Here is a 23820-nt window from a genome sequence, read left to right on the forward strand (position 1 = left end):
CGATCCGGGCCGGTCGGGACGCCCTGCTCGCCTCGCTGGACCGGCCGCTCGGCGGCACCTCGGGGCGGGGTCTCGACCCGCGTTCCCCGGCTGCCCTGGCCGGCTCCGACGCCCCCCGTCAGCGGGCCGTGGGCGGTGGGGCCGCCGCGCTGCTCGGCGGTGGGCAGGGTTCCGCCTTCGACGACGACTCGGACGCGCCGAAGGAGGTCCCGGCCGTACCGTCGCTGGCGGTGCTCCGGCCGCGTCGCACCGGCGCGGCGGCGGCTGCCGCCGGCGAGTCGACGGACGCCTCGGGCAAGCCGCGTAAGCGCCTCCCAAGCTGGGACGACGTCCTGTTCGGCAGTGGCCCGGCGGCCCGCGAGTCCTCCTGACCCGGGGCTCCACCCGGGCAGTGCACGGCGGCGTTCCGCCGCGCGTGTCAGGGTGGGGTCATGGAGTACACGAATCTGGGACGCACCGGCCTGTCGGTGAGCCGGCTCTGCCTCGGCACGATGAATTTCGGGCCGCAGACCTCCGAGCCGGACAGCTTCGCCATCATGGACCGGGCGCTCGAACACGGCATCAACTTCTTCGACACCGCCAACGTGTACGGCTGGCAGACCGGTGAGGGGATCACCGAGCAGATCATCGGCCGCTGGTTCGCCCAGGGCGGGGGCCGGCGGGACAAGGTCGTCCTGGCCACCAAGGTCTACGGCAAGATGGGCGAGTGGCCCAACGACCAGGGCCTCAGTGCCCGGCACATCGTCCGGGCCTGCGAGGACTCGCTGCGTCGGCTCCAGACCGACGTGATCGACCTCTACCAGATGCACCACGTCTCCCGGAGCACCCCGTGGGAGGAGATCTGGCAGGCGATGGAGACCCTGGTCGCGCAGGGCAAGGTGATCTACGTCGGGTCGTCCAACTTCGCCGGTTGGCACATCGCCCAGGCCCAGGCCGCCGCCGGGAAACGCAACTTCCTCGGCCTGGTCGCCGAGCAGTCCATCTACAACCTGCTCACCCGGCACGTCGAGTTGGAGGTGATCCCCGCCGCGCAGCACTACGGGCTGGGGGTCATCCCGTGGTCGCCGCTGCACGGCGGGCTGCTCTCCGGGGTGCTGCGCAAGATGGCCGAGGGCGGTGCCGCGCGGGGTACCGCCGGTCGCGCCGCCGACGGGCTCGCCGCGCACCGGCCGGCCATCGAGGCGTACGAGAAGTTCTGCGCGGAGCTGGGTCGGGACCCGGCCGACGTGGCGTTGGCGTGGCTGCTCTCCCGGCCCGGGGTGACCGCCCCGATCATCGGCCCGCGTACGGTGGCGCAACTCGACAACACCCTGGGTGCGCTCTCGGTGGAGATCGACGAGGCGACGGAGCAGCGGCTCGACGAGTTGTTCCCGCCGGTCGGCAACGGCGGCCCCGGCCCGGAGGCCTGGGCCTGGTGACCCGGACGCCGCCCTGACCGGGCTGTTCGATCGCGCCGGGCCGACGCTCCCGCCGGGTGCCCCCGGCTCGTGATGATCAACTCAACGGGGGCGATGTGGCGGTGTCCGAGCGCCAGGTCACCGCTATGTCGCCCCCGTCGCGCCGGGGCAGCGCGTCCAGGCGGCGCGGTCACAGGGGCCAGGTGGTCAGGTGGGTGTGGTGGGGGCCGGGGCGGCTGTGGACCAGCACCAGGCCGGTGGCCGGCCACGGGGGGCCGAGGTAATCGTCGAGGGCGAGCCGGTCCGCCTCCACCTCGGACGGGGCGAGCCGGTCACCGGGGCGGGCCACCGTCAGGTGCGGGCGAAACGGCTTCCCGTCGTACGGCAGGCCGGCCCGGTCCAGCTCGGCGCGGATCAGCCGGGCCAGGGTACGCAGCGCCGGCACCTCCCCCAGCACGTCCACCCAGAGCACCGTGGAGCGTCCCTGCCCGAAGCAGCCCCCGCCGCCCAGCCGCAGCCGGGGCGGACCGGTCCACCCGGCGCGGGCGGTCCCGGCCGCCGCCGCGAGGGCACCCTGGACCTCGGGCAGTCGACCGGGTGCCACCTCGCCGAGGAAGGCCAGCGTGACGTGCAGGTGCGCCGGCTGCGCCAGGCGTACGTCGAGGCCGGCGGCGGTGGCCGCACCCACCCGCAGCCGGGACACCCGGGCGGTGAGGTCGGCGACGGCGGACGGTGGCGGGTAGACCGCGACGAAGAGTCTCACGCCCGCCGGTCACGGGGGCGGCGGTCGGCGCGGGTGGCCGGCAGCACGAGCCCCGCCCGGGCGAGCAGGCCCTCGACCCGGACCCGTTCGATCTCCCGGTCGACCCCGGTCAGCTCGGCCAGGTGCTCGGGGATCCCCAGCGCCCGGCAGGCCGCGCGGAGCCGGTCGTCGTACGCCTCGATCACCGAACTGTGCCAGACCACCGAACGGCCGCCGGCGGCGAGCCGGTGCCGGCCGAGTCGGCGCAGGTCGGCGGCGAGGAGTTCGAGGGGGCGACGGTCGGCCCGGTCCAGCTCGGTCAGGTCGAGGTCGCGGGTGACCGGGTCGGTGGCGAGGGCCCGGTCGAGCCGGGCGATGGTACGGCGTTCCCCGCGGCGTTCCCGCCACTCGGCCCAGCCGCAGGCCACCCGGTCGAGGATCTCGTCGAAGCAGAAGACCAGGGCGAACGCCAACGGCACGCACGCCATGGCGAGGAACGCCAGTACCAGCGTCAGCGCGCTCCCGCCTGCCACACCTCGACGCTAAGGCCCGGCGGGGCCGCGCGCCACCGCTTTGTTGCTATCTGAACGCTGTGCGTGTCCGCCCCCGGGCGGCACGGCACCGCTCACCGCCCGCTGGGGGTGAGCAGCCGGGGGCGGGACACCACGTAGAAGCGGGGCAGCGGCAGCACCCGGAAGCGCAGCCGGGCACCGGAGCGGCGGAGCTGCCAGGTGAGCGCGAGCAGGGCGGTGGCCAGGGAGATGAGCCCACCCATCCAGATGCTCGCCCCGGCGCCGAAGGTCTCGGCGACCCAGCCGATGATCGGCGCGCCGACCGGGTTGGTGCCGAGGAACACCAGCACCCACAGGGCCATCACCCGACCCCGGAAAGCGGCGTCGGTGCCGAGCTGCACCCGCTGGTTGGCGGCCTGGGCGAAGAAGACCATGAAGAAGCCGGTCGGCAGGAGCAGGGTCACCACCAGCCAGTACGCCGGGGCGAGGCCGACCAGGGTGCCGAAGACCGCGCAGCCGACGGCCGCGCCGAGCACCAGCCAGACCGAGGGGCGGCTGCGCCGGCCGGTGCCGGCGAGCGCCCCGACCAGCGCGCCGACCGCCAGCGCCGTGCTGAACAGGCCGAACGAGGCGGCCCCGGTGTGGAAGACCGTCTTGGCCAGCGCGGCGAGGGTGAGCTGGAAGTTGAACAGCGACATCCCGATCACCGACATGACCACCATCGGCAGCAGCAGGTCGGGGCGGCTGCGGACGTAGCGCAGCCCGTCGACGACCTTCGCCGAGTCCCGCTCGCCGAGCGGGGGGAGTTCCTTGCGGTACAGCTCGGCCGGGCGCATCCGGACCACGTTGGCCAGCGGGGCGATGGAGCTGACGGCGGTGAACAGGAAGACCGGGCCGACGTCGAACGCGGCGATGGCCAGGCCGGCGACGGCGGGGCCGATGATCCGGGCCGAGTTGAACACGGCCGCGTTGAGCGAGAGCGCGTTGGGCAGCAGGGTGGTGCCGACGAGTTCGCTGACGAACGCCTGTCGGACCGGGGTCTCCACCGCGTTGGCGGTGCCGAGCAGCGCGGCGAACGCGAAGACGTGCCACAGCTCGACCAGGCCGGTGAGCACCAGCAGGCTCATCCCCAGCGCCAGCACCGTCCAGAAGGCGTTGGCGACGAAGAGCAGCATCCGCTTGTCGTACCGGTCGGCGAGGCGGCCGGAGAGCAGGGTGAGCAGCAGCACCGGGGTGAACTGCAGGGCCGTCACCACGCCGAGCGCGGTGGCGGAGTTGTCCGAAAGCTCAAGGACGAGCCAGTCCTGGGCGATGAACATCATCCAGACGCCGATCAGTTTGATCAGCTGTCCGGTGGCGAAGAGTCGGTAGTTGCGGACTCGTAGGGACTGGAACATCGTGCTCAGCTTCGCCTGCACTCTTGGTGCGCCTCCTCGGGCCGGGTACGCGTCATCGACGGCGGACGGCGCGGACCCGGTGGGGCGTCAGGCGCGGGCGAGCTGCTGGAGGATGTCGGCGGCCCGCCGTAGCGTGTCGCGTTCGTCCTCCGTGAGCGCGGCCAGCCGGCTGGCCAGCCACTCGTTGCGGGCCCGCTCGAACTGGTCGAGCACGGCCCGGCCTCCCTCGGTGGCCGCCAGGATGACCTGCCGGCCGTCGGTCGGGTGGGGGGTGCGCTGCACCAGGCCGCGCTCCTCCAGCTTCGCGACGATCTTGGTCATCGTCGGTGGCTGGACCCGTTCGACGTCGGCCAGTTCCCGGGGCGTCAGCGCACCCGCCAGCCGGAGGCTGGTGAGCGCGGAGAGCTGGGTGACCGTCAGGTCGCCGACCGGGCGGGCCTGCCGGACCCGCCGGTTGAGTCGGGTGATCGCATCACGCAGCTGGGGTGCCAGCTGCGCCGGTGGCACGCGTTTCGCCGTCACCGTCCGCTCCGTCACAGTCGTTAGCTTAACTAATGAGCCTGGCTAACGACATGCGATATGACCATGCTCACGAGGGGGAATGCCGCCGCCCCGGGCCGGGCAACCCCGACGGGTCACCCGGCCCGGAGGCCGACGGGTGGACTACAGCACCGCGGACTCGATCGGCCCACGCAGGAAGTACAGCACGAACAGCACCGCCACCGCGTAGAGCAGCGGATGGATCTCCCGCCCCTTGCCCTTGGCCAGCTTGAGCACCACGTAGCTGATGATGCCCGCGCCGATGCCGTTGGAGATCGAGTAGGTGAACGGCATCAGGGTGATGGTGAGGAACGCCGGGATCGCGATCTCGTAGTCGGTCCAGTCGATGGTCCGCACCGCGGTCATCATCAGGAAGCCCACCACCACCAGCGCCGTCGAGGCCGCCTCGAACGGCACCACCGTCGCCAGCGGCGACAGGAACATCGCCAGCAGGAACAGCGCGCCGGTGACCAGGTTGGCCACCCCGGTCCGGGCACCCTCCGCGACCCCCGAGGCACTCTCGATGTACGACGTGTTGCTGGAGACGCTCGCCGCGCCACCCGCCGCCGCGGCGATCGAGTCGACCAGCAGGATCTCCTTCGCCCGGGGCGGGGTGCCCTGCTCGTCGAGCATGCCCCCCTCCTGGCCGATCGCGACCATCGTGCCCATCGTGTCGAAGAAGTCCGTGATCAACAGGGTGAAGATGAACATCAGCGGGATCAGCCAGCCCGCCCGGCTCCACGAGCCCAGCACGTTGAAGTTGCCGAGCAGCGACAGGTCGGGGATGTCGACGATCCGTTCGGGCAGTTTCGGCACGTTCAACGACCAGCCGTGCGGGTTCGGCTTGTCGTCGACGAAGGACGGCCCCACCTTGGCGACCGCCTCCACGATGATCGCCAACACGGTCGAGGCCAGGATGCCGATCAGGATGGCGCCCCGGACCCGGCGTACCACCAGCACCAACGTCACCAGCAGGCCGACCACGAAGACCAGCATCGGCCAACTGACGATCTTGCCGTTGATGCCGAGGCCCACCGGCACGGTGCTGTTCGCCGCGTCCGGCACCCGCCTGACGAAACCGGCGTCGACCAGCCCGATGATGGTCAGGAACAACCCGATGCCCACCCCGATCGCGGTCTTGAGCTGCGTCGGGACCGAACGGAACACCGCCGTACGCAGGCCGGTGAGCACGAGGATCGCGATGAGCACACCCTCGATCACCACCAGCCCCATCGCGTCCGCCCAGGTCATCTGCGGGGCGATCTCGAACGCGACCAGCGCGTTCACGCCCAGACCGGCGGCCAGCGCCATCGGGAACCGCCCGACGACCCCCATCAGGATCGTCATCAGGCCGGCCACCAGCGCGGTCGCGGCGGCCAGCGCGGGAATGGAGAGCTTCTGGTCGTCACCGTCGGCGGCACCGCCCAGGATCAGCGGGTTCAGCACCACGATGTACGCCATCGTGAAGAAGGTCGCCAGGCCACCCCGTACCTCGCGGCTCATCGTCGAGCCACGGGCGGAGATCTCGAAGAACCGGTCGAAACCGTTCCGCGGGTGGGCGGGATCAGGGGGAATGCCGTTGTCCGGCGGCGCAATGGCCATCAGGTCCTCGCAGGTGATCTACCGTTGTCGCGCGCATCGTCCCAGATCAGCGGCGGGCCGGGAAGGTGCTTCGCGGTACGCTTCTGCCCGTGCCGCAGGAGCAACCACCCCGACCCGAGCCACTCGACCCGCCGATGGTCCCGTTCGCGGTGGCCGGGCTGATCGCCTGGGCGGTGGCCGGCCTGTTCCTGCTGGTCTTCTTCCGTGACTGGCTCACCGAACACGGCCACCAGGACTGGCTCTGGACCTGCCTGGCCGGTTTCCTGTGGGGCTTTCCCGGTCTGGCCACGATGATGCGGCACGACGCCCACCGCCGCCGCCGTCGGGAATCCGCCCCCCGGGGCTGACCGGTCGGTGGTCAGGCGGGGTCGGTCGACTCCACCGCGGGCTCGTCGGCTGCGGACGCGCCGTCCACCGTCATCGACTCGACCGCGCTGTCGTCGTACACCGTCGGAAGCTCGTCGATCGCCGGCTCGGGGGTCTCCACCAGGGTCTCCGAGTGCGCGCCGCAGCCGTGGTCGGCGCTGACCACCCGACCATCGTCGGGGGCGTAGAAGTTGCCGCAGGCCCCGAACGCCAGCCGGAGCGCGCCGGCCAGCGGCAGGTAGAAGCCGCAGGTGCCGCAGCGGGCCGACGCGGGGGCGGCGGTGGAGATCGCCGCCGACGGGCCGTGGTCACCGTCGTACCAGCGTTGGGCCGCCTCGGCGCGACCCTCCCGGGACAGCACCCGTGGGCGGCCCAGGCCCAACTCCCAGGAGGTCTCCTCGACCGCCGGGTCGTCGGAGAGCAGGTAGCCGGGGGCGAGCCGGTCGTCGTCCGACGGGGTGGGCAGCAGGTCACCGGGGCCGAGGTCACCCGGCTGGAGACGTTCCTGCCAGGGCAGCCAGCCCGGCGCGAGCAGCGCGTCCGAGCCGGGCAGCAGCACCGTCTCACAGACGGTGACCTGCCGGCTGCGCGGCACCCGGGTGACCGTCACCGCCCAGCGCCAGCCCCGGTAGCCACCGAGCAGACATTCGAAGTAGTGGGTGACGACCCGGTCGCCCTCGGCGACGGCCCGCAGGTGGTCGCCGATGTCGGAGGGCTCCACCTCGGTGATGGCGTCGCGGGCCACCTCGACGGCGGCGGCGCAGACCTGGTCGAGGCGGGCGGCACGGGCGGGAGCGGGCCTGGTCACCCGACCATTGTTCCCCATGCGCGCCGCGCACCGACAGGCACTCCCCGAGTGAGTCTTCCCCCGTGGTGCGGCGTACCTGGAGCAGATGGGCAAGGATGGTGCACATGCCGCTGTTCTCCCGCTCCGGGTCGTCCGTACTGGGACGGACCGTCGGCACCGGCATCCGCGCCACCCGCCTGCTGCTGCGCGGCTCGGTCAACGGCGGGCGCTGGGTGACCCGCCGCGCCGGCTCGGCCCGCGCGCGGGGGGCCGGCGGCGAAGCTGGCATGGTCCGCCTGTTCGACCTGCACGCCGTCTCCTGCGCCGGCGACACGTTGATCGCCATCGGGTTGGCGGGGACCATCTTCTTCGACGTCCCGCTCGGCGAGGCCCGCAGCAAGGTCGCGCTCTACCTGCTGGTCACGATGGTGCCGTTCGCGATGCTGGCCCCCGTGGTCGGCCCGCTGCTCGACCATTTCCGGCACGGCCGCCGGTACGCGCTCGCCACCACCATGCTCGGCCGGGCCTTCCTCGCCTGGCTGATCTCCGACTACCTCGGCAGCCTCGGGCTCTATCCGGCCGCGTTCGGCGTGCTGGCACTCTCCCGGGCGTACGGCGTGGCCCGGTCCGCCGCCGTGCCCCGGTTGCTGCCGGAGGGGCTCGGGTTGTCCCAGGTGGGGGCGCGGGCCAGCGTCTACGGCACGGTGGCCGGGGCGCTGGTGGCACCGCTGGGGCTGGCGGCGTTCTGGTTCGGGCCGCAGTGGCCGCTGCGGGTCGCCTCGGTCATCTTCCTGGTCGGCATGGTGATCGCGCTGCGGCTGCCGCCCCGGGCGGACTCCGAGCCGCCCGAGCGGGTGCCCCGACCACTGCGGGCGCTGCGCCGCAAGGGCGACCGTCCGCTGGGTCGGGGGCGACCGGCGGGCCGGCTGGTGATCGCCACCCTGATCGGGGCGGCGGGGCTCCGCGCGCTCTACGGGTTCCTCCTGCTCTTCCTGGCGTTCGCGCTGAAGAAGGGGGACCTGACCAACGACCTGTTCGGCCGGGAACTCAACGACCAGGCGGCGCTGGGCATGATCGGCGGGGCGCTGGCGGTCGGTGGTTTCCTGGCCACCGCAGTCGGCACCCGGCTGCGCATCCACCGGCCGGCGGCGATCCAGTCCAGCACGATGATCATCGTGGCCGGGGTGGGCATCCTGACCGTGTTGAAGTTCTCGCTGCCGATGGTGGCGCTGTTCTGCCTGGTCGCCGCCCTGTCCAGCGGGATCGCCAAACTCGCCGTCGACGCCTCGATCCAGGAACGGATTCCCGAACGGCTGCGGGCCAGCTCCTTCGCCCACTCGGAAACCGTCCTGATGCTCGCCTTCGTCGCCGGGGGTGGGCTCGGCCTCGTCCCGTTCGAGGGTCGGATCGGCATCGCGGTCGCCGCCGGGGTGGGTGTCCTCGCCGCCGTCCGGGGAGTCGTCGTCGCCGGTCGGCTCCGCGCCCAGCGGCTGCTCGGCCGGCCGCTCACCGACGAGGAACTGGCCGCCCAGGACCAGGCCGACGCCGCCGACGCCGCGGCCCGTCGCGCCCGCCGCGACCCCGCCGACCCGACCGACGGTACGGGCGGGGCCGCCGATGACGCGGCGGCCGAGGCGGCGGCCCGCGCCGCACCGACCTCACCGGCACCGAGCGGGGCGGGCGACTCCGGGCGTTCCGACGACGGGCTGGCCCCACCCGGCTACCACATCTACCGGCCGTCCTCGGCCGTCCCGGGCAGCGGCAGCGGTGCCGACGACGACCAGCGACGGCAGTCGCCGGGGTCGGTGTCGTGACGGGCCTGCTGGTGCTGACCGCCGTACCGGCCGAGGCGGAGGCCGTCCGGGCGGGGCTGACCGATCCGACGGTGACCGTCCGGGCGATCGGCGTGGGCCCGGCCGTGGCCGGTGCCACCACGGCCCGGATGCTGGCCCTGGCCGAGGCCGCCGGCCGCCCGTACCGGGCGGTGGTCAGCGCCGGGATCGCCGGCGGTTTCGCCGGCCGCGCCCCGGTCGGCGCTACGGTGCTCGCCTCCCGCAGCGTCGCCGCGGACCTCGGCGCCGAGTCCCCGGCGGGCTTCATCCCCGTCGACGAACTGGGCATGCCCCCGGAACTGCTCGGTGGCGGCCCCACCATCGACGTCGACCCGGCGCTGCTGGGCGCGCTGCGCGCCGCCCTCCCGCAGGCGGTCGTCGGGGCGGTGCTGACGGTCAGCACGGTCACCGGCACAGCCGCGAGCACCACCGCCCTGGCCGACCGGCACCCTGACGCGGTGGCCGAGGCCATGGAGGGGTACGCGGTGGCGGTCGCCGCCGCCCAGGCCGGCATCCCCTTCGCCGAGCTGCGTACCGTCTCGAACCCGGTCGGCCCCCGGGACCGCGACGGCTGGCGGATGCGGGAGGCGTTCGCCGCCCTGACCGAGGCGGCCCACGCGCTGTCCTGAGAGGCACCCGACAGCCCCGTGCCAGCGGACGCACAGCGGGTTGGCCGCCACGGTTTGCGCCGGTCGACGGCCGGGCGCTTACTCCGGTAGGGCGGCCGGGCGGCTACGGCGGTCGGGGTGGCCGGGGCGCAGGGCCGGCCGGGCGTTTCAGGGTCATAGCGAGGGGACGAGCGGACGCGACCCGGAAACCGCAGGCCGACAGGAAGCGGATGGCGATGTGCTCCTCGACCACCGTGCGGACCAGGCCGATGCCCCTGTCGTCCATCCGCTGAGCCATGGCCGCCACCAACCGGTCACCGATGCCGATCCGGCGGTGCCCGGCCGCGACCAGCACCCCGTCGAGTACGAGTTCACGCGGCCAGTCCCAGTCGTCCCCATAAACCAGGTGCAGGTCACGCTCGTGGGCGCGCAACTCCCCCAAAAGGGTGCCGTCAGGCAGCTCGGCCACGAACCGCCAGGCCGTCGCAGGCCGCCCGTCACCCTCCACCCACCGGACCCTGACGTCCCGACGGACCCGATCCGCCGCCCGCCGCCGGTCCCGGTGGCCCCGATTCCGTTCGTACGCCGCCGGCGGCAACCGCAGCGGCCACAGCGGGGGCGGCAGGTTGTACCAGTCCGCCCACCAGGCACCCGGCCAGTCCTTCGGCTCCCGCACCGGCCAGACGTCGAGGTGGGCCGGATAGCGCCGCCCGGCGGTGTCCCGCAGTTCGTCGTGCGGGACCGGCGGCAGCGCACAGGTCACCTCGGCGGCCGACACCGCGGTCGGAGCTGTGGCCGGGGCCACCGACGACGCAGGCCCGGCCGGCAGTGCGACCGTCAGAGTCCCACCGACCGCCCGCACCAGGCGCTCGACCGTGTGGAACCGTGGGTCGGTCGCCCTGCCGGACTCGATCCGGGCAATGGTCGCCTGGGGCACCCCGGAACGCCGGGCCAGCTCCCGCTGGCTCAGGTCGGCCTCACGGCGCAGCGCCCGGACCGTCCGGCCGAGGTCGGCCAGCGGGGGATCCTCCGTCGTCACCCCGCCATGCTCCCGTTGCGTAAGCGCGGTTTCAACAGCCCCACCCCGGGCTGTGGATAACCCTGTGGAAACCCGCCGGAGCTGGGGACAGGGTACCGAGGTCACATCCTTTCGAGCTGATGACCTCACCGAATCACCCGGGCCACCAGGCCACCCGACCACCGGGCCACCAGGCCACCGAGCCACCGAGCCACCGAGCCACCGGGCCACCAGGCCACCGAGCCACCGAGCCACCGAGCCACCGGGCCACCAGGCCACCGAGCCACCGAGCCACCAGGCCACCGAGCCACCGAGCCACCGGGCCACCAGGCCACCAGGCCACCGAGCCACCGAGCCACCGGGCCACCAGGCCACCGGGCCACCGAGCCACCGGGCCACCAGGCCACCGAGCCACCGGGCCACCGGGCCACCGGGCCACCGGGCCACCGGGCCACCGGGCCACCGGGCCACCGGGCCACCGGGCCACCGGGAAGCCAACCACCCGGCGGGTCGGATGCCCAGACTCGGGAGCCGGTTCCTGAATCGCTGCTGCCGTCAGATCGAAAGGACGCGTAGGAGTACTCCCCACCCCGCCCGGGCCTGCCCGGAACTCGACCCCGACCTACCCTGCGGAACGGCCGGGAGCATGCGGCCAGCGGCCCCGCCCACGCCGGGTCGGGCTACGTCACGCCGGGCCGGGCCGGGCCGGGGCACAGCAGCCCCGGCCACAGCCGGCCGTCGACGGGACGAATGTCGTCGGCAGGGGGCGGGGTCACATCGGGGCGGGCGCGGCGGGAGGACGGTCGGGAGCGGGGCTACCGTGGAGGCGTGGCGCTCTCCCTGGCGATCTCGCCCTGCCCCAACGACACGTTCGTCTTCGACGCGCTGGTGCACGGCCGGGTGCCGGGTGCGCCGCCGGTCGAGGTGACCTTCGCCGACGTCGACGTCACCAACACCGCTGCCGAACGGGGTGCCTTCGATCTGGTGAAGGTCAGCTACGCCGCCCTCCCCTGGCTGCTCGACGACTACCACCTGCTGCCCTGCGGCGGTGCGCTCGGCCGTGGCTGCGGCCCGCTCGTGCTCACCCGTGGGGAGGCCGACCGGGTCGACCTGAGCGGGGCCACGGTGGCGGTGCCCGGCGACCGGACCACGGCGTACCTGCTGTTCCGGCTCTGGTCGGTCGGACGGCCGCCGGCCCGGATCGAGATCGTCCCGTTCCACGAGATCATGCCGGGCGTCGCGGCCGGCCGGTACGACGCGGGGCTGGTGATCCACGAGGCCCGGTTCACCTACCACCGGCACGGGCTGACCGCGCTGGTGGACCTGGGCGAATGGTGGGAGGCCGACACCGGCCTGCCCATCCCGCTCGGGGCGATCCTGGCCCGCAAGGGCGCGGTCGACCCGGTGGCCGCCACCGGCTGGGTCCGCGAGTCGGTACGCCAGGCGTGGGCCGACCCGTCGGCCAGCCGGGAGTACGTGCTCGCGCACGCGCAGGAGATGGAGCCCGACGTGGTGGACCGGCACATCGACCTCTATGTCAACGAGTTCACCGCCGACCTGGGGGACGCGGGGTTCGCCGCCGTGGAGGCGCTGCTGGGCCGGGCCGCCGACGCCGGGCTGGTGCCTCAGACCTCCAGCTCGCGGGCCACCGCGTGGACCAGCTGAGCGATCTTCTGCGCGGTCTTCTTGTCGGGGAACCGGCCCCGGCGCAGATCCGGCTGGACCTTCGCCTCCAGCACCTTGATCATGTCCTCGACCAGGCCGTGCAGTTCCTCGGCCGGCCGACGGCGCAGCTCGGCCATCGACGGCGGCGCGTCCAGCAGCTTGACCCCCATCGCCTGGGCGCCGCGCCGGCTGTCCACCACGCTGAAGTCGACCCGTTGCCCACCCTTGAGGTCGGTGACACCCGCCGGCAGCGCGCCCTTCGGCAGGAACACGTCGCCACCCTCGTCGCTGGTGACGAACCCGTATCCCTTGGCCGCGTCATACCACTTCACTCGCCCCGTCGGCACCTTGGAGACCCCTGCTTCACTCGATACGTCTACTACTCCAAGGCTAGCCCGATGATCCGGTCGAGCGCCGCCGGGAATCCGGTGAGGTCGTCGAGCACCACCTGTGCGCCGGCCGCGCGCAGGTCGTCCGCCGGGCAGGGGCCGGTGGCCACGCCCAAGCCCGGGATGCCGGCCGCTCCGGCCGCCACCATGTCCGCCACGTGGTCACCGACGTAGAGCGCGGCACCGTGCTCCCGCAACGAGGTCGCCTTCTGCTCGGCGAAGAGGTCGCCGGCCAACTCGTCGACCGCCAGCCCGAGGTGGTCCAGGTGCAGCCGGGCCAACCGGCCGATCTTGGAGGTGACGACCATCACCCGTCCGCCGTGCGCGTGCACCGCGTCGACCGCCTCCCGGGCCCCGGGCATCGGCACCGTCGGGGTGATCGCGTACGCCGGGTACAGCTCCCGGTAGAGCGTCACCGCCTCCTCGACCTGCTCGGCCGGGAACCAGTGGGCGAGTTCGGTGCGCAGCGGCGGGCCGAGCCGGGAGACCGCCAGCTCGGCGTCGACCGGCACGCCCGTACGGGCGGTGAGCGCGCGGTAGGCGGCGGCGATGCCGGGACGGGAGTCGATCAGGGTCATGTCGAGGTCGAACCCGACCATCAGCGCGGACATCCTGCGAAGGTACCCGGACAGGTCGCCCGAGCCGGACGTCCGGGCGGCGCGATCGGGCGGCAGCGGGCTAGCGTGGAACGACGATGACCACCTCACTCGCCGACCAGCTGCGCGCGCTGCCCGACGAGGCGCTCGCCGCACTGCTCCAACTGCGGCCCGACCTCGTCGTGCCGGTGCCGGCCGACGTCTCCGCGCTCGCTCTGCGGGCCGAGTCGCGGGTGTCGGTCGCCCGCGCGCTCGACGGGCTGGACCAGTTCACCCTCCAGATCCTCGACGCCGCCCGGCTGACCCGGCACGCCCCGGACGGCACCACCTCCACCGAGGCGGTCCTCGCCCTGGCCACCGCCGGGCCGCACCCGCCCGCCCCGGCCACGGTCCGTGGCGCACTCGACCGGCTCCGCGCCCGGTTCCTGCTGTACGGCCCGGAGCAGGCGCTCCGGGTCACCGGCAGCGTGGACGAGCTGGCGCCGTACCCGGCGGGGTTGGGTCGGCCGGCGGAGGAGCTGGACCTGCGGGCGGCGGCGCTCTGCGCGGATGCCGCGAAACTGCGCCGGACGCTGCTCGCCGCGCCCCCGTCGGCGCGGGCGATCCTGGACCGGCTCGCCGCCGGTCCACCGGTCGGCAGCGTGCCGCCCGGTTCGCTTCAGGCGCCGGCGCTCGGCGCGGAGGGCGACGTGCCACCCGACCCGACCAACGGTGGCGCCCCGACCGGATCGCCGGTGCGCTGGCTGGTCGAGGCCCGACTGCTGGTGGCGGTCTCCGCCGGAACGGTCGAGCTGCCCCGCGAGGTGGGGCTGCTGCTGCGCCGGGACACCGGCCCGCTCGGACCGCTGCGGATCGACCCGCCGCCGGTCGCCGCCCCGCCCCGGGAACCCAAGGCCGTCGACTCCGCCGGGGTCGGGCAGACCATGGAGGTGGTACGGCACACCGAGGCGTTGCTGGAGGCGCTGACCGCCGAGCCTGCGCCGGTGCTGCGGTCCGGCGGGATCGGGGTACGCGACCTGCGCCGGCTGGCCCGTACGGTGGCCCTGGACGAGTCGACGACCGCGCTGCTGGTCGAGGTGGCGTACGCGGCCGGTCTCCTCGGTGAGCTGGACCTCCCCGCCGCCGCGAGCCGGTACGGCGGCGAACAGCAGGTGCTGCCCACCGGCGCGTACGAGGTGTGGCGGGCGGTGTCGCTGGCCCACCGCTGGGAGCAGCTGGCCCGCGCCTGGTTGACGATGAGCCGGCAGGCCGGTCTGGTGGGGCAGCGCGACGACCGGGACCGGCCGGTCAGTGTGCTCTCCGCCGAGGCGGAGCGGGCCGGTGCGCCGGCCGCCCGCCGGGCGGTGCTCGGGGTGCTGGCCGAGCTGGAGCCGGCCACCGCCCCCACCGCCGAGGAGGTGCTGGCGCTGCTCGACTGGCGGGCGCCCCGGCGCAGCCGGGGTCGGGAGGCCGCGCATCGGGAGGTGCTGACCGAGGCGGCCCGGCTCGGGGTGACCGGCCTCGGCGCGCTCACCTCGTACGGGCGGCTGCTGCTCGCCGACGTGACGGACACCGACGAGCGGGGTGGGGACGACCCGCTCGGGTTGCGCGCCGACGCCGACGGCGGTGACTCGTCGGGTACGGTCCGGGCGCTGGACGCCCTGCTCCCCGCCCCGGTCGACCACTTCCTGGTGCAGGCCGACCTGAGCGTGGTGGTGCCCGGCCCACCCGATCCGACGCTGGCCGCCGAGCTGGAGACGGTGACCGAGCCGGAGTCGGCGGGTGGGGCCAGCGTGCACCGGGTCACCACGGCCAGCGTCCGGCGTGCCCTGGACTCCGGCTACACGGCCGATGACCTGCACGACCTGTTCCGGCGGCGGTCGCATACCCCGATTCCGCAGGGGTTGACATACCTGGTGGACGACGTGGCCCGTCAGCACGGTGGGCTGCGGGTCGGCTCCGCCGGCGGGTACGTGCGCAGCGACGACGAGGCGCTGCTCGCGGAGGTGCTGGCCGACCGGCGGCTGACGGCGTTGGCGTTCCGCCGGCTGGCTCCGACGGTGCTGTGCACCCCGTACCAGGTGGGGCGGATGCTGACCGCGCTGCGCGACGCCGGGTATTCCCCGGTGCCGGAGGACGCCAGCGGCACGACGGTGCTGGCCCGGCCCCGGGTCCGGCGGGCCCCGACCCGGGTGCCGTTGACCGGGCGGGCGGTGGACCCGCTGGCCACGCCCCGGTTGGCGCTGCCCCGGCTGCTGGGTGTGGTGGAGCAGATCCGGCGGGGCGAGGCGGCGGCGCGGGCGGCCCGACGGGCCCCGGCGGTGGTCCGTGGCGGTGCGGCCCGTGCGGCGGCCGGCCCGATGCCCGCGCACGGTCACGCCGAGGCTCTGGCGGTGCTCCAGCAGGCGGTCCGGGACAAGGCGCTGGTCTGGGTCGGCTACGTCGACGCGCACGGGGCGACGCTGTCCCGGCTGCTGCGGCCGGTGTCGATCGGTGCCGGCTACCTGCGCGCCGAGGACGAACGGACCGAGATGCTGCACACTTTCGCCCTGCACCGGATCACCGCAGCCGTCCGGGAGAACTGACCGCCCGGCGGAACCGTCTGCCGCTGCTGCTGCCGCTCAGCTCAGCGGCGGCTGCGGCGTACGGTGCCGATGACGGAGACGATGAGCAGCAGGGCGAAGCCCGTGCCGGCGGCCTCACCGACCGAGTCGACGAAGCCCTGTCGTTGCACCAGCCACCCGAAGAGGAACCAGCCGACGACGGCGATCCCGGCGACGGCGTACCCGACCATGGTGGCCGTGGACACCTCGTCGGTCGGTGTCGCCTGCTCGCCGTTCGCCGCGTCCTCGGCGATCATCTCGTGGTCGACGGTCATCCCAGCCCTCCCACCCCGTCCGGCCCCCGGCTTCCAGGGTGGCACCCGGTCGCCAGGACGGACAGGGGGAAATACCCCCGATCCGGCCCCTATTGACAACTACCGACGGGCCGGACCGAGACGGGCAGGGCGGACGGGCGGGTCAGGTGCCGGGGCGGCGGCCGACCAGGACCACCCGGGAGCCGACCTTGCCCAACTCCCACCAGCGCACCGCGTCGGTGTGCAGCAGGTTGACGCAGCCGTGCGAGCCGATGCCCGCGTTGTGCAGGTAGGTGGTGGTCTCGTGGAAGCCGATCCCGCCGTTGAAGCGCTGCCAGTAGGGCAGCCACACCTCGTACGGGTTGGACCACTCCTTCAGGTTGCGGAAGTTCACCCTGTACGTGCCGGCGGGGGTGGCGTATCCGGCCATTCCGGTGCGGGTGACGGTGGGCTTGGCGACCACCTTGCCGTCGCGCATCACCCAGGTGGTCTGCCGGGTCAGGTCGATGCAGAAGGTGGTGCCGGAGCCGGCGGAGCAGCGCTTGACGTCGGTGGTGGCCAGTCGCTTCGCCACGTCGTACGTCAGTGGGCCGGCGCGACCCTCGGCGGGGCGGATGTCGTACCGCTGCTGGAACTTCTTGATCGCGGCGCAGTCGGCGTCGGTCTGCCGGCCGTCCACGGTGACGGTGCCGAACCCGCCCAGCCGGGCCAGGTACGTCTCCACCTCACGCTGGTGCTCGCCCTGCTGGCAGCGGGTCAGGTTGGCCTTCTGCGGGACGCGCGGGCGACGTCCGGTCGACGCCTTCGGGGTCTTGGTGGCGCGGACCTTCGGCTGCGGCTTCTCCCGGGGCCGGGGCTTCGTGTCGGACCCGGTCAGCTGGTCGGGCAGGGAGGAGGCACCCGCCCCCGTTACCTGTTCCGCACTGCCGACCGGGGCGAGCCCTCCTCCTGTGCCACCCGGGTCGGCCTGCGGCACGGACGCACACCCACCGGCGCCGACCAGCATGACCATGGCCAGGGCGACGACCCGGGCTCTGTGGCGGACCTGCATCGTGTGCCTCCCCGGGTCGGTCGTCCCACTGGTAGACGCGTGCGCTCTGGGAAACGTTGCACCCATTGCGAAGATTTTCTGGCAGTCTCCCACCCCCGTGCAACACTGGATGGTCGACCTGCGGCGGGATTCGTCGCCGATCGGGGAATCCGGCCGAGGAGAGGACCTGGCGTGAGCGGTGGGCCACTGATCGTGCAGTCCGACAAGACGCTGCTGCTGGAGATCGACCACCCGGACGCCCAGTCCTGCCGGATGGCGATCGCGCCCTTCGCCGAGCTGGAGCGTTCCCCGGAGCACGTGCACACCTACCGGCTCACCCCGCTGGGGCTGTGGAACGCCCGCGCCGCCGGACACGACGCCGAGGCCGTGGTCGACGCGTTGCTGAAGTTCTCCCGCTACCCGGTGCCGCACGCCCTGCTGGTGGACGTGGCCGACACGATGGACCGGTACGGCCGGCTCCAGCTCGCCAACGACCCGGCGCACGGCCTGGTGCTGCGGGGGCTGGACCGGATGGTGCTGATCGAGGTCGCCAAGAGCAAGAAGCTCGCCGGGATGCTCGGTGACAAGATCGACGACGACACGATCCGGGTGCACCCGTCCGAGCGGGGTCGCCTCAAGCAGGCGCTGCTCAAGCTCGGCTGGCCGGCGGAGGACCTGGCGGGCTACGTCGACGGTGAGGCGCACCCGATCGAGCTGACCGAGGCCGGCAAGGACGGCGGTAGACCGTGGACGCTGCGGTCGTACCAGCGGGAGGCGGCGGAGGCGTTCTGGGCCGGCGGGTCCGGGGTGGTGGTGCTGCCCTGCGGGGCGGGCAAGACCATGGTCGGCGCGGCGGCGATGGCCGAGGCGAAGGCGACCACGCTGATCCTGGTCACCAACACGGTCGCCGGCCGGCAGTGGAAGCGGGAGCTGATCGCCCGCACCTCGCTCACCGAGGACGAGATCGGGGAGTACTCGGGCGAGCGCAAGGAGATCCGTCCGGTCACCATCGCCACGTACCAGGTGCTCACCTCGCGGCGCGGCGGCGCGTTCACCCACCTGGACCTGTTCGGTGCCCGCGACTGGGGTCTGGTCGTCTACGACGAGGTGCACCTGCTGCCCGCGCCGATCTTCCGGTTCACCGCGGACCTCCAGGCCCGCCGCCGGCTGGGCCTGACCGCCACCCTGGTCCGCGAGGACGGCCGGGAGGGTGACGTGTTCAGCCTGATCGGCCCCAAGCGGTACGACGCGCCGTGGAAGGACATCGAGTCGCAGGGCTGGATCGCCCCGGCCGAGTGCACCGAGGTCAGGGTCACCCTGACCGACGCGGAGCGGATGTCGTACGCGACGGCGGAGGCCGAGGAGCGCTACCGGATGGCGGCGACCGCCCGCACCAAGCTGCCGGTGGTTCGCGCCCTCGTGCAGCGGCACCCCGACGACCAGGTACTGGTGATCGGGGCGTACATCGACCAGTTGCACCAGCTCGGGGAGTACCTCGACGCGCCGATCATCCAGGGTTCCACCACCAACAAGGAGCGCGAGCGGCTGTTCGACGCGTTCCGCTCGGGTGAACTGCGCACGCTGGTCATCTCGAAGGTCGGCAACTTCTCCATCGATCTGCCCGAGGCGGCGGTGGCGATCCAGGTGTCCGGCACGTTCGGCTCCCGGCAGGAGGAGGCGCAGCGGCTGGGTCGGGTGCTCCGCCCGAAGGCCGACGGCCGGCAGGCGCACTTCTACACGGTGGTCTCCCGGGACACCATCGACACCGAGTACGCGGCCCACCGGCAGCGCTTCCTCGCCGAGCAGGGGTACGCGTACACGATCGTGGACGCCGACGACGTCCTCGGCCCGAAGCTGCCCACGGTCGACTGACCGGCGCGGCGGGGTGCGGGTAGCCGACAGGCCGTCTTGATCAACGCGCCGGGCGGCTGCGCCCAGGCGCGGGTGTTCTGCGCCCCTCACCGCCGCCCTCTGCGCTGCGTGCGGCGGGTGTGGGTTGTCCCTCGCGCGTCCTTTCGAGCTGATGACGTCAACGATTCAGCCAGCCGCTGCCTCCCCGGCCGCGCCCGGCCCGGGGAGGCAGCCCAGCCCGGCAGGCAACCGTTCCGGCTGGCCGGCAGACTCTCGTCTCGCCCGACCGGCGTCCGCGTCGCCCGAGGGGTACGGTGTCCACAGTAGACAGTTGACACCGTCACGTCGAAGGGAATCCGAGTGAAGCGCCGACTCCTGCACGCACTGGCGATCACGATCGTCGTCATCCCGGGCACCGCCGTGGCCGCCTCGCCGGCCTCGGCGAGCGACGCACCCGGCTACCTGTGCAACCTCACCCAGAACACCTGGCTGCGCACGGCTCCGCACGGCCAGGTGCTGCGCACCCTGACCGCCGGGCGCGGGTTCCGCTGGCACGGCCAGGGCTGGTCCGAGGACAACGACACCTGGATCTACGGCCACGGCGCGGAGGACCCGTCCCTGGACGGCTGGGTCCCCGCCGGCAACACCACCTGCTGACCCCCTGGCCGACACGCACACCATGATCCGCTCAGGGGAGTCGACGTAGCGCTGTCCGACTCATCCCGACACCACTACATCGACTCCCCCGAGTTGATCACAACCCAACGCCCCACACGCCGCCCCGGACCCCGCCACACCCGCCGCCCCAGCCCCGGTGATCAAGAGGTTTGCGTCAACTTGAAGATCAAGACTGACGCAAACCTCTTGATCACCGGGAGCACCCCCCAGCGTGCGAGGCAGGGCGGGGTGGGTCAGAGGGTGTGGGTGGGCTGTTCGGTGGCGATCCGGGTGGGCAGGGTGGCGGGGTCGAGGTTGGCGCAGATGACCACGGAGGCGCCGACGGCCAGCGGGGCCAACAGCCACTTCACCGGTTGTTCGTGTTCGGCGGCGTCGACCAGCAGCCGGTCGCCGGGGCGCAGGTCGAGCCGGTCGGCGACCTCCCGGGCGAGGCGTCCCCAGGCACCGTAGCTCGTGCCGTCGGGGGTGGCCGGGGCAGCCGGGTGGACGGCGGCGTAGTCGGGCGGGGTGTCGGTGTGCCGGGCCACCTCGGCGGACCAGTCGAGCCAGCCCACCGGCACGTCGGCCAGTGGTCCGGGGGCGGTGCCGACGAGGTAGCGGTGCACCCCCTCCGGCACGTCCTCCAGCCAGTCGTCCAGGCGTTCCGGGGTCACGAAGACCGCGTCGTACGGTCGCTCGCCGCCCGGTTCGAGGACCGGCAACCCGGCGGTGGCGCGCGGCCGGAACGACACCGCCATCCCCACCGACCAGGCCCCGAGCAATACCGCAGCGGTACGCCAGTGCGGCGGCAACAGCACCGCGACCCGGCTGCCCGGCCCCAGCCCGCACCCGTCGCGCAGCAGCCCGGCGGTACGCGCCGCCCAGTCACCGAGCCCGCTCGCGGTCAGCTCCGTCCGCTCCCCGGTCGCGTCGTCGCAGTAGGTCAGCAGGGGCCGGTCGGCCTGCTCAGGCGCATCGGTCGACGGGGTCACGGCGAGCGGGGCAACCATCGGTCCTCCTGTCCGGACGGAAGGCCCCACCCTACCGAGCCGGGAAGAGGTGAGTACGCGTGCGCATGACAGCGCCGTCCGCCGCGACCAGACTCGACCCATGCGAACGAGGATCATGATCGCCCTTGCCGGAGTGGGTCTGAGTGCACTGATGCTGACCAGCGGCTGCGGCTACCGGGAGGACATCTGTAACGATGGCGAGTACCCGGCGATCGCCGTGGGCGGGCAGGGCGGCAGCGCCTGCTTCCCCGAGGGTCAGGAGCCCACCGCGCCCTACGTCCGCTACCCGGAGGGCAAGGTTCCCCAGCACGTCGACGACGAGTGGGACGTCTACTGGCGCGACCACGGCATCGACGCGAACGGCGTCATCATCGACGGGTGACCGGAGCGGCCCCGCCCGGCCACCGCTTCGACCAGGGAAGACCAGCCGAAACGACGAGGCCGGCGAGCCAGCTCACCGCCGGCCCGTCGCCGGCCGTTAACCCGCTGGTCGACCTGCGCTCGGTCACGCCTGCCAGCCTCCGTCCGAATCGAAACGTTCGGAGGAGCAGTGACAGCGAGAAGAGTGTTCGCCTCGACGGTGGTGGCCGGCCTGGCGCTGGCCACCCTGACCGCCCCGGGCAGTGCGGTCGCCGCCCCGGATCACCCCGCCCCGGGTGGCACGGTCGCCGCCCAGGGGCGCACCGGCACGGGCAGCGCGGACGCCACCCAGGGTTACCCGGACCGGAAGCTCACCTTCGACCGCACCGCCACCTACCCGGTGTTCCAGAACCGGCCCGAAGGTGAGGACCCGGGCACCGCGACGGTGGCCGAGATCTCCGCGGTCAGCCCGAACGGCCGTACCCTGGTCTACACGGACGCGGCGGCCCGGCGGATCGGCTTCCTCGACATCGGCAGGCCGGATCAGCCGCGCGGCCTCGGCACCCTCTCCCTGGCGCAGCTCGGCGACGCCGAGGACGAGCCGACCTCGGTGGCGGTCGTCGGCCGCTACGTGCTGGTCGTGGTGAACACCAGCGCCGGCTACACCACCCCGTCCGGTCGGCTGGACGTGATCGAACTGGCCACCCGGCAGCGGGTACGCAGCATCGACCTCGGTGGGCAACCCGACTCCATCGCGATCAGCCACGACGAGCGGTACGCGGCGATCGCCATCGAGAACGAGCGGGACGAGGACGCCACCCCGCCCGGTCGTAAGAAGGGTGACCTGCCGCAGGCCCCCGCCGGTTTCGTCCAGCTGATCGACCTCGACGGGAAGGCGACGCCGCAGCGGTGGAAGCTGCGTACCGTCGCACTGACCGCGCCCGACGGTCGGGCGCTGCCGGTGCTGGCCGCCGCCGGGATCACCGAGCCCACCGACCCGGAACCCGAGTACGTCTCGATCAACGGGCGTAACCAGCTCGCGGTGACCCTCCAGGAGAACAACGGGGTCGTGCTGGTGGACCTGCCGACCGGCCGGATCACCCGGGCGTTCATCGCCGGTACCGCCTCGGTCAGCGGCATCGACACGGTCAAGGACGGCCGGATCGACCTGACCGGGTCGATCACCGACGTCCCCCGGGAGCCCGACGCGGTGGCCTGGATCAACGACCGCTACCTGGCCACCGCCAACGAGGGTGACTGGCGGGGCGGCACCCGGGGCTGGTCCGTCTTCGACAGCCGGACCGGTCAGGTGGTCTGGGACGCCGGCAACACGTTCGAGCGGCTCGCCGTCCGCTACGGGCTGCACAACAACGACCGGGCCGCGAAGAAGGGCACCGAGCCGGAGGGCGTGGCGATCGCCGAGTACCACGGCGTGCGGTACGCGTTCGTCGGTTCGGAGCGGAGCAACTTCGTCGCCGTTTACGACCTCACCCGGCCCACCGCCCCGGTGCTGCGCCAGGTGCTGCCCACCACCAACGGCCCGGAGGGGCTGCTGCCCATCCCCTCCCGTGACCTGCTCGCGGTCTCCAGCGAGACCGACGACGCCTCGGTGGGTGTCCGCGCCTCGGTGTCGCTCTACCGGTTGGGTGCGGACAAGCCGGGCTTCCCGAGCATCGTCTCGGCCGACGACGCCTCGGGCGCGCCGATCGGCTGGGGGGCGCTGGGCGCGCTGTCCGCCGTACCGGGCCGGCCGCAGCAGCTCTACACCGTCACCGACGCCGCGTACACGCCGACCCGGATTCTGACCGTCGACACCCGACGCTCGCCGGCCGTGATCACCGACGCGACCACCGTGACCGACGCCGCCGGCACCCCCGTCGGGTACGACGCGGAGGGGATCTTCGCCCGGCCGCAGGGCGGGTTCTGGCTGGCCGTCGAGGGGGCGAAGGGCAGCGAGAACAGGCTGGTCCGGTTGAACGGCGACGGGCGTACCGAGCAGACCGTGCCGCTGCCGGCCCAGGTCGCCGCCGGGCTGGGCAAGCAGGGCTTCGAGGGGGTCACCGCGAGCACCGACCGGCACGGCCGGGAGATCGTCTGGGCGGTGCTCCAGCGGGAGGTCGCCACCGACCCGACCGGCATCGTCCGGATCGGCCGGTACGACGTGACCGCCGACAGTTGGAGCTGGTTCGGCTACCGGCTGGAGGGCACCTCCGTCCCCGGTGACTGGATCGGGCTCTCCGAGGTCACCGTGGTCGGTGACCGGCTCGCCGTGATCGAACGGGACAAGCTCAACGGCCCGGCCGCCGCCGTCAAGCGGATCTACACGGTGCCGCTGCCGACCGGCCCGGCCGCCGCCGGCCCGCTGACGGTGCTGCCCAAGACGCTCGCCGTGGACGTGCTGCCGGCGCTGCGGGCCACCGACGGGTGGACCCAGGAGAAGCTGGAGGGGCTGACCGTCGGCGGCGACGGCCAGGTGTACGCGGTCACCGACAACGACGGCGTCCTGGACGCCACCGGCGAGACCGTCCTGCTGCGGCTCGGCACGTACCGGAAGGTCTTCGGGGGCCGCTGAGCCGACGGCCCGGCCGACCCGCCGTAGCTGTGGGTCGGCCGGGCCGTCGCGCA

Annotated in this window: 22 protein-coding genes and 1 pseudogene; 11 read left to right on the top strand and 12 right to left on the bottom strand. The window is 73.3% G+C overall.

The features are described 5' to 3' along the window. Together H1A17_RS11515 and H1A17_RS11520 are read left to right on the top strand one after the other, a co-directional pair. A pseudogene (locus H1A17_RS11515) lies at positions 1-371 on the top strand (DUF3071 domain-containing protein); the annotation flags it as partial. A gap of 60 nt (positions 372-431) precedes the next feature. Further along, a complete protein-coding gene (locus tag H1A17_RS11520; protein ID WP_194821842.1) occupies positions 432-1418 on the top strand; it encodes an aldo/keto reductase in 987 nt (328 codons plus the stop codon). Positions 1419-1587: 169 nt separating this feature from the next. Here the strand turns inward: H1A17_RS11520 and thpR are convergent, their stop codons facing one another. The 5 genes from thpR to H1A17_RS11545 form a co-directional block, all read right to left on the bottom strand. Beyond that, entirely contained in the window at positions 1588-2160 is a 573-nt protein-coding gene (gene thpR / locus H1A17_RS11525; RefSeq protein ID WP_145917619.1) for an RNA 2',3'-cyclic phosphodiesterase, read from the bottom strand. Beyond that, positions 2157-2672 carry a hypothetical protein gene (locus H1A17_RS11530; protein ID WP_375372809.1) on the bottom strand — a complete coding sequence of 172 codons (516 nt, stop codon included), beginning with the start codon at positions 2670-2672 and terminating at the stop codon, positions 2157-2159. Before H1A17_RS11530 ends, thpR begins: the two co-directional genes overlap by 4 nt. A 92-nt stretch (positions 2673-2764) precedes the next feature. Then, positions 2765-4069, bottom strand: a complete 1305-nt coding sequence (locus H1A17_RS11535; RefSeq protein ID WP_194821843.1) for an MFS transporter — start codon at positions 4067-4069, stop codon at positions 2765-2767. A gap of 66 nt (positions 4070-4135) precedes the next feature. After that, positions 4136-4585, bottom strand: coding sequence for a MarR family winged helix-turn-helix transcriptional regulator (locus tag H1A17_RS11540; protein WP_194821844.1), 450 nt, complete (start codon positions 4583-4585; stop codon positions 4136-4138). A gap of 126 nt (positions 4586-4711) precedes the next feature. Further along, a complete protein-coding gene (locus tag H1A17_RS11545) occupies positions 4712-6190 on the bottom strand; it encodes an NCS2 family permease (protein ID WP_145917617.1) in 1479 nt (492 codons plus the stop codon). 89 nt (positions 6191-6279) lie between these two features. Here H1A17_RS11545 and H1A17_RS11550 point away from each other — a divergent pair, with 89 nt between their 5' ends. Further along, the gene (locus H1A17_RS11550; protein WP_145917616.1) at positions 6280-6537 is read left to right on the top strand and encodes a DUF2530 domain-containing protein; all 258 of its coding nucleotides are present in this window, start codon (positions 6280-6282) and stop codon (positions 6535-6537) included. 11 nt (positions 6538-6548) lie between these two features. On the opposite strand, the gene H1A17_RS11555 is transcribed toward H1A17_RS11550, so the two are convergent. Then, complete coding sequence (locus H1A17_RS11555; RefSeq protein ID WP_194821845.1) at positions 6549-7382, bottom strand: DUF3027 domain-containing protein; 834 nt, start codon at positions 7380-7382, stop codon at positions 6549-6551. Positions 7383-7468: 86 nt separating this feature from the next. Between H1A17_RS11555 and H1A17_RS11560 the strand changes: the two genes are divergently transcribed. Both H1A17_RS11560 and H1A17_RS11565 read left to right on the top strand, forming a co-directional pair. Further along, a complete protein-coding gene (locus tag H1A17_RS11560) occupies positions 7469-9157 on the top strand; it encodes an MFS transporter (RefSeq protein ID WP_194821846.1) in 1689 nt (562 codons plus the stop codon). Continuing rightward, positions 9154-9804 (top strand): futalosine hydrolase, encoded by a 651-nt coding sequence (locus H1A17_RS11565; RefSeq protein WP_194821847.1) that lies wholly within the window; start codon positions 9154-9156, stop codon positions 9802-9804. The genes H1A17_RS11560 and H1A17_RS11565 overlap by 4 nt, the downstream gene beginning before the upstream one ends. A gap of 103 nt (positions 9805-9907) precedes the next feature. On the opposite strand, the gene H1A17_RS11570 is transcribed toward H1A17_RS11565, so the two are convergent. Next, positions 9908-10822, bottom strand: coding sequence for a GNAT family N-acetyltransferase (locus H1A17_RS11570; protein WP_194821848.1), 915 nt, complete (start codon positions 10820-10822; stop codon positions 9908-9910). A gap of 807 nt (positions 10823-11629) precedes the next feature. Here H1A17_RS11570 and H1A17_RS11575 point away from each other — a divergent pair. Next, positions 11630-12466, top strand: a complete 837-nt coding sequence (locus H1A17_RS11575) for a 1,4-dihydroxy-6-naphthoate synthase (protein ID WP_194821849.1) — start codon at positions 11630-11632, stop codon at positions 12464-12466. Here H1A17_RS11575 and H1A17_RS11580 read toward each other — a convergent pair. Then, positions 12427-12813, bottom strand: a complete 387-nt coding sequence (locus H1A17_RS11580; RefSeq protein WP_088643517.1) for a cold-shock protein — start codon at positions 12811-12813, stop codon at positions 12427-12429. The genes H1A17_RS11575 and H1A17_RS11580 overlap by 40 nt on opposite strands. Positions 12814-12845: 32 nt before the next feature. Next, a complete protein-coding gene (locus tag H1A17_RS11585; RefSeq protein WP_194821850.1) occupies positions 12846-13466 on the bottom strand; it encodes an HAD family hydrolase in 621 nt (206 codons plus the stop codon). An 83-nt stretch (positions 13467-13549) separates the two neighbouring features. Here H1A17_RS11585 and H1A17_RS11590 point away from each other — a divergent pair, with 83 nt between their 5' ends. Then, entirely contained in the window at positions 13550-16015 is a 2466-nt protein-coding gene (locus tag H1A17_RS11590; protein ID WP_194821851.1) for a helicase-associated domain-containing protein, read from the top strand. A 41-nt stretch (positions 16016-16056) separates the two neighbouring features. Here the strand turns inward: H1A17_RS11590 and H1A17_RS11595 are convergent, their stop codons facing one another. Further along, positions 16057-16308, bottom strand: a complete 252-nt coding sequence (locus tag H1A17_RS11595; RefSeq protein ID WP_145917608.1) for a hypothetical protein — start codon at positions 16306-16308, stop codon at positions 16057-16059. 142 nt (positions 16309-16450) lie between these two features. Next, a complete protein-coding gene (locus tag H1A17_RS11600; protein WP_194821852.1) occupies positions 16451-17338 on the bottom strand; it encodes a L,D-transpeptidase family protein in 888 nt (295 codons plus the stop codon). Positions 17339-17509: 171 nt separating this feature from the next. Between H1A17_RS11600 and H1A17_RS11605 the strand changes: the two genes are divergently transcribed. Next, positions 17510-19189, top strand: a complete 1680-nt coding sequence (locus H1A17_RS11605) for a DNA repair helicase XPB (protein WP_145917606.1) — start codon at positions 17510-17512, stop codon at positions 19187-19189. A gap of 339 nt (positions 19190-19528) precedes the next feature. Beyond that, positions 19529-19825 (top strand): hypothetical protein, encoded by a 297-nt coding sequence (locus H1A17_RS11610; protein WP_145917605.1) that lies wholly within the window; start codon positions 19529-19531, stop codon positions 19823-19825. Between the two features lie 254 nt (positions 19826-20079). Here the strand turns inward: H1A17_RS11610 and H1A17_RS11615 are convergent, their stop codons facing one another. Further along, a complete protein-coding gene (locus H1A17_RS11615) occupies positions 20080-20835 on the bottom strand; it encodes a TIGR03089 family protein (RefSeq protein ID WP_194821853.1) in 756 nt (251 codons plus the stop codon). Between the two features lie 100 nt (positions 20836-20935). On the opposite strand from H1A17_RS11615, the gene H1A17_RS11620 reads away from it, so the two are divergent. Further along, the gene (locus H1A17_RS11620) at positions 20936-21217 is read left to right on the top strand and encodes an SCO0607 family lipoprotein (protein WP_194821854.1); all 282 of its coding nucleotides are present in this window, start codon (positions 20936-20938) and stop codon (positions 21215-21217) included. 168 nt (positions 21218-21385) lie between these two features. Beyond that, entirely contained in the window at positions 21386-23767 is a 2382-nt protein-coding gene (locus tag H1A17_RS11625) for an esterase-like activity of phytase family protein (RefSeq protein WP_309236757.1), read from the top strand. Positions 23768-23820 lie beyond the last annotated feature (53 nt).

Origin of the sequence: Micromonospora sp. S-DT3-3-22, assembly GCF_015354745.1 — a bacterium.
Taxonomy (GTDB): domain Bacteria; phylum Actinomycetota; class Actinomycetes; order Mycobacteriales; family Micromonosporaceae; genus Micromonospora; species Micromonospora wenchangensis.